The sequence below is a fragment of the Coleofasciculus sp. H7-2 genome (genome assembly GCF_042747725.1).
In the GTDB taxonomy this organism is placed as follows: Bacteria; Cyanobacteriota; Cyanobacteriia; order Cyanobacteriales; family FACHB-T130; genus FACHB-T130.
The window spans coordinates 1-4,970 of sequence record NZ_JBHZGO010000081.1; the positions used below are offsets into that span (position 1 = coordinate 1).

Annotated in this window: 7 protein-coding genes; 1 reads left to right on the plus strand and 6 read right to left on the minus strand. The window is 46.8% G+C overall.

Going from position 1 to position 4,970, the window contains the following annotated elements; translation table 11 throughout:
• Positions 1-126 precede the first annotated feature (126 nt).
• Entirely contained in the window at positions 127-303 is a 177-nt protein-coding gene (locus ACFW2W_RS15395; RefSeq protein ID WP_378179645.1) for a hypothetical protein, read from the plus strand.
• A gap of 60 nt (positions 304-363) precedes the next feature.
• Here the strand turns inward: ACFW2W_RS15395 and ACFW2W_RS15400 are convergent, their stop codons facing one another.
• The 6 genes from ACFW2W_RS15400 to prfB all read right to left on the minus strand — a co-directional run bounded on the left by ACFW2W_RS15400 (position 364) and on the right by prfB (position 4,537).
• Entirely contained in the window at positions 364-1,143 is a 780-nt protein-coding gene (locus ACFW2W_RS15400; protein WP_378179648.1) for an MBL fold metallo-hydrolase, read from the minus strand.
• Positions 1,144-1,234: 91 nt separating this feature from the next.
• Positions 1,235-1,822: an anthranilate synthase component II gene (locus tag ACFW2W_RS15405; protein ID WP_378179651.1), complete on the minus strand. Its 588-nt coding sequence runs from the start codon at positions 1,820-1,822 to the stop codon at positions 1,235-1,237.
• A gap of 51 nt (positions 1,823-1,873) precedes the next feature.
• Positions 1,874-2,326, minus strand: coding sequence for a diacylglycerol kinase family protein (locus ACFW2W_RS15410; protein WP_378179654.1), 453 nt, complete (start codon positions 2,324-2,326; stop codon positions 1,874-1,876).
• A 103-nt stretch (positions 2,327-2,429) separates the two neighbouring features.
• Positions 2,430-2,936, minus strand: a complete 507-nt coding sequence (ybeY, locus tag ACFW2W_RS15415) for an rRNA maturation RNase YbeY (protein ID WP_378179663.1) — start codon at positions 2,934-2,936, stop codon at positions 2,430-2,432.
• Positions 2,937-2,958: 22 nt separating this feature from the next.
• On the minus strand, positions 2,959-3,174 hold the full coding sequence (locus ACFW2W_RS15420) for a DUF3285 domain-containing protein (protein ID WP_378179657.1): 216 nt from the start codon (positions 3,172-3,174) through the stop codon (positions 2,959-2,961).
• 252 nt (positions 3,175-3,426) lie between these two features.
• Positions 3,427-4,537, minus strand: a protein-coding gene (gene prfB / locus ACFW2W_RS15425; protein ID WP_378179660.1) for a peptide chain release factor 2 whose coding sequence is annotated in 2 segments (ribosomal slippage) — positions 3,427-4,461 and positions 4,463-4,537 — 1,110 coding nt in all. Because the reading frame shifts where the segments join, the coding sequence is not laid out codon by codon here.
• Positions 4,538-4,970: the final 433 nt, after the last annotated feature.

A 4,970-nucleotide genomic window follows, 5' to 3' on the forward strand; every position in this document is an offset into this window, starting at 1 on the left:
ATCTGTCAAAGCAAGGGGGCATAGCGGCGGGAGTTGTCTCTTTCATCCCTCAAACCTCAACGTGAAATGTCTGTTATTACAGTATTATACTTCCATTGACTTTTGATTTTAGTTTAAGTCCCATTAGTGAAAAATTTTTTTGACTGTGACTATCGGGGAAAAATAAATGCCAAAAATAAGGGTGACATTGATATGTATCTTGTCACCCGCCTCAAAAAGTGTTTTTCGCTAGATCCAGCAGGATTGTTACCCAATGAGGATTTTAATCAACTTTATGCGGCAATCCAATCGGGGCATAGTTAATAGCCATTAGTCAATAGTCATTAACCAAATAATAACTAAGAACTAATCACTAATGACTGTTTAAAACTTATAACTCATCACTGCGATCGCTGTGCCATTTTCTGGCAAATCCGTTGATTTAATCGTCAAAGTGTCACTATTGACGCGGCGCACTGGCATTCCATCCATCAATGCCAAAAATTCATCCACGGAGACAATATCGCACTTCCCAGAATCGGCGGCTTGGGTGCGGTAATGCGTGGGAATCGCCAATTTTGGATTGAGGACTTGTACTGCCTGCTTTGCTTCCTGAGGCGTGTAGGCTTTGTCACTTCCGCCTACGGGTACTAACAATACATCGGGACGCCCCATCAGGATTTTTTGCTCAATATCAATCGGTGCAGCAGCACCTCCTAAATGCAGAATATTGATTCCCCCTTGCGTCCAACGCCAAGCCACGTTCGTGCCAAACCGGCGTCCACCGTTGCGATCGTGGTTAATGGTAATTCCTTGAATTTTTAGGTTGTCAACTTGGTAAACTCCCGGTTTATACAAAAACTGGGGATTCCCTGGCAACCCCTCCACCGCCCCTTCATCGAGCAATAGGCTGCTGACTAGCACTAAATCTGCCGCCACCTTCGATGAACGATACCCAGCCGTACAGCCCAGCTTCTGAAAGGGATTCGCCAAGACTCGTTTACCATTCCCAGTAAACAAAAAGCTGGTATGCCCCAGCCATTTAACAGACACAGATCCACCAGGTGTTGCCGCCTGATAAGTCTGAAATCCAGAAGCCAAGCCTGTTCCTAATGCTGTAAGCAAACCCGCCCCAGCATAGCGCATCAACTGTCGCCGTTTCATCAGAATTTAGTCCTCAGTCATTAGTCATTAGTCCTTTGCTAATCGCTAATGCTTAATTGAGCAATCAACAATTAGCAATTAGCCATTAGCACTAAAGAGATTCCAGGAAGTTTCGCAGCAGGTGCTTTCCTGAAGTCGTCAGAATACTCTCCGGATGGAATTGGACGCCCTCAATGTGCGGATAGTTCCGATGCCGGACGCCCATGATGGTTCCGTCGTCTACCCAAGCCGTAATTTCTAGGACATCAGGGCAGCTTTCGCGGTCGATCGCTAAACTATGATACCGGGTAGCGGTAAAGGGATTATCTAATCCTCGAAATACGCCTACACCCGTGTGATGAATTGGAGAAGTTTTGCCATGCATCAACATGGGTGCAGAAACAATTTCACCGCCGAATACTTGACCAATGCCTTGATGTCCCAGACAAACGCCTAAAATTGGTACCCCGGAACCCATCTGTTGAATTAACTCCAGGGAAATTCCAGCATCTTCTGGACGCCCTGGTCCCGGCGAAATCACAATTCCATCTGGTTTAAGTTTTTCGATTTGCTCTAGGGAGATTTGGTCATTGCGATACACCTGAATCTCAGATGCTACGGGCAGTTCAGCGCCCAGCTCTCCCAGATACTGCACCAAGTTATAGGTAAAACTGTCGTAATTATCAATAACCAGAATCAAATGTAAACTCCTTGTGAGTCAGAAGCCTTCAAACTCAGAACTCAAAACTACTTAGCGCAGCATCGACTGAATCCGAATTACAAGGGGTGGCAAAAGCAGCGAACCAGCTACCAATACCGACACTAGCGCCGAAACCAGAACGGCACCGGCAGCACAGTCTTTAGCAATTTTGGCAAGCTCATGGTAAGCCTGCTTAACCGTTAAGTCAACAACCGACTCAATTGCCGTATTCAATAACTCCAGCGCCAACACTAACCCAATTGTTATCCCAATCACCGCCATTTCCACTGCCTTCAACTGCAAAAAGACACCCAAACCAATGGCTAGGGTGCCTATGACTACATGGAGGCGAAAGTTGCGTTGGGTAATAAAGGCATATCGAAGTCCGGCCCAAGCATATTTAAAACTAATTATTAAGTTGGGCGCAATTTGCCAAGCTAAATCCCGGTTTGGTTTCACTACATCAGAGCGGTTCAAAGAAGGTGTGGAAATTTCTTGAGACATGGCAAGGGTTTTACGGGCCTGAAGGGCATTAACCATCGCTCCGGCTGGCGCGTGGGCGAAACTTGAATCTAAGTACAGATGAAGGCTATTGGTTATAGTTGGGCTAGATAGTAAGACCAATAACCTGGAGTAAAGTTTCCTGCTGGTTCAACATTTTAGTCAGGCTATCTTCATCGGGATGATCCCAGCCGAGTAGATGAAGCAAACCGTGAGCCGCTAACCAGGCTAGCTCTGTTTTTAAGGGATGTCCCTGTTGTTGAGCCTGCCGAGTCGCAGTCTCAACGGAGATGGCGATATCACCGAGATATAGAGGTGTATCCGCCAAAAAATCCATCGGCTGAGGACAGTCTACCTCTAAGGATGCAAAAGCTAATACATCTGTCGGTTTATTTTGATGACGATACTGGGCGTTGAGGGTTTGTATTTCCCTATCGTCTGTGAGGCGCAAACTCAGTTCATAGGCATCCGCTTTAGGAATATCTGGATGCAGAGTTTCCATCCAACGGTGGAACCAAGTTTCCCAAGTTTCAGGTGAAATTTCTTCTTGGGCACTGGCATCTGCTGGACTGGAAGAGAAGAAATAATCTTGGACGCTAATTTCGATGTTTATGCCCATGCAACCGTGTTCCGGATTAACGAGTCAGGTAGGAAAGACCGATAAGAAGCGCCACAAGACCAATGGTTGACAGGGCAAAATGTTTTAACGAAGTGCCCCCTTTTCGCACCATGTTTCGCATTGCTAGCTTCACGTAGCTGGGTTGAGGCTCCGTCGAGGCGGGTGTCGATTCAAAAATGGGTTCTGGAGTTTGTGGTTCTGCCGCTTGTGGCGGTGAAGAGGAGTTGCTCATACGGATAATTACTTAAGACTCAAAAGTGGTTTTTCCAGCTGATGATAAGCCAGGGATCAACTTTTCTTCCAACAATGTAACAGTTTGTTTCGCAATTGATGTCAAATCACAAAATCATCAAGTAAAGGACAGAGGGGCGATCGCGCAAAAGCGATCGCTCCTCTGTCCACCCGATTCCACTAATTTCTTAGTGTCTTGGTGGTTAAGTGACCCTCTAAGTTAGGCTGCCCTAAACACCAAACGGCGCAGCTTTCAAGTAAGCTGATTTTCTTGGCGCAGATAGGCTTCAATGAACGAATCGAGGTCGCCATTCATCACATCGTTAATGGCAGTCGTTTCCACAGTTGTCCGCAGATCCTTGACCATCTGGTACGGGTGGAAAACGTAGTTACGAATTTGGTTGCCCCAAGCTGCCTCTACCATATCGCCTCGAATGTCGGCAATTTCCTTGGCGCGTTGCTCTTGGGCGACAATCAGCAACTTAGCTTTGAGGATGGCAAGACCTTTTTCTTTGTTTTGCAGCTGACTTCGCTCTTCTGTACAGCGCACGGCAAGACCAGTGGGAACGTGAACAATCCGCACCGCTGTTTCCACTTTGTTGACATTTTGTCCACCTTTACCGCCAGCCCTAGAGGTGGTGATTTCCAAATCCTTATCTGGAATGTCCAGAGTCACCGATCTATCTAGAGTTGGCATCACTTCCACTCCAGCAAAGCTTGTTTGGCGCTTGTCGTTGGCGTTGAAGGGCGATATCCGCACCAGCCGGTGGGTTCCTTTTTCTGCCTTCAGGTAGCCATAGGCATAACGTCCCTCAACCTCTAAGGTAGCTGACTTCAGCCCCGCTTCTTCCCCTTTGGAGATTTCCGCTAAGGTAACTTTGTAACTGTGGTTTTCCGCCCAGCGAGTGTACATCCGCAGCAACATTTCTGCCCAGTCTTGGGCGTCTGTGCCACCCGCACCAGCGTTAATGGTTAAAACGGCTCCGCTTTGGTCGTAAGTACCGGAAAGCAGCTGTTGCAACTCCCAGCGGTCAAGTTCCTGGTTGAGCTTGGTGACGTTGCTTTCAGCTTCCGAGAGTAGTGACTCGTCGGCTTCTAATTCCAGCAGTTCCACAACCGCCCTGGCGTCTTCCAGGCTGTTTTTCCACTGGTGAAATTGCTCTAGGTGGGATTTGAGGTCATTGAGTTCTTGGAGGGTTTTCTGGGCAGTAGTTTGGTCATCCCAAAAATCCGGTTGAGCCGCCACTTGCTCCAAGTCTTGAATTTTGGCAGTTAGAGCAGGAACGTCAAAGATAGTCCTGGGTTTTACCCAGGCGATCGCACAACGTTTCGACTTCGCGTTTAATGTCTAGTAGTTCAATCATTGTTTTGAGCTTTTTCCGATGAGCGCTTGGTAGTAAAGTTGCACTCTTTTCGATCTTAACTGGAGTCTTTCTCCCAATCGCTAAGACCTGAATAAAGAGAGCGGACGAGGGGAACAGGGGGAGTTACCAATTATCCCTTACCTCATTACCCAATTAAGATTGAATTTGTGGAGTAACTGCTGGAACGTTAAAGATGGTCTTGAGCTTGATCCAGATGCTGAGACAATGTTTCTACTTCACGTTGGATGTCTAAGATTTCCAGCAGCGCTTTATCTTGAGCGCTGCAATCAAATTTATCTAACTTTCTTAGCGGGACTTAAACAATGAATTAAAACCAAATGAGTTATGATCCATGCCAGATAAGAAGTTCACGTTGAAAAATACCCATGAAGGAAACTACACCCGACGCAATGCCTCCATGCTTTGAGAAATG

Bases quoted from the DNA above. Each gene is read 5' to 3' on its own strand.
- ACFW2W_RS15400 (WP_378179648.1), bottom strand. From the start codon at position 1,143: ATGAAACGGCGACAGTTGATGCGCTATGCTGGGGCGGGTTTGCTTACA.
- ACFW2W_RS15410 (WP_378179654.1), bottom strand. From the start codon at position 2,326: ATGTCTCAAGAAATTTCCACACCTTCTTTGAACCGCTCTGATGTAGTG.
- ACFW2W_RS15420 (WP_378179657.1), bottom strand. From the start codon at position 3,174: ATGAGCAACTCCTCTTCACCGCCACAAGCGGCAGAACCACAAACTCCA.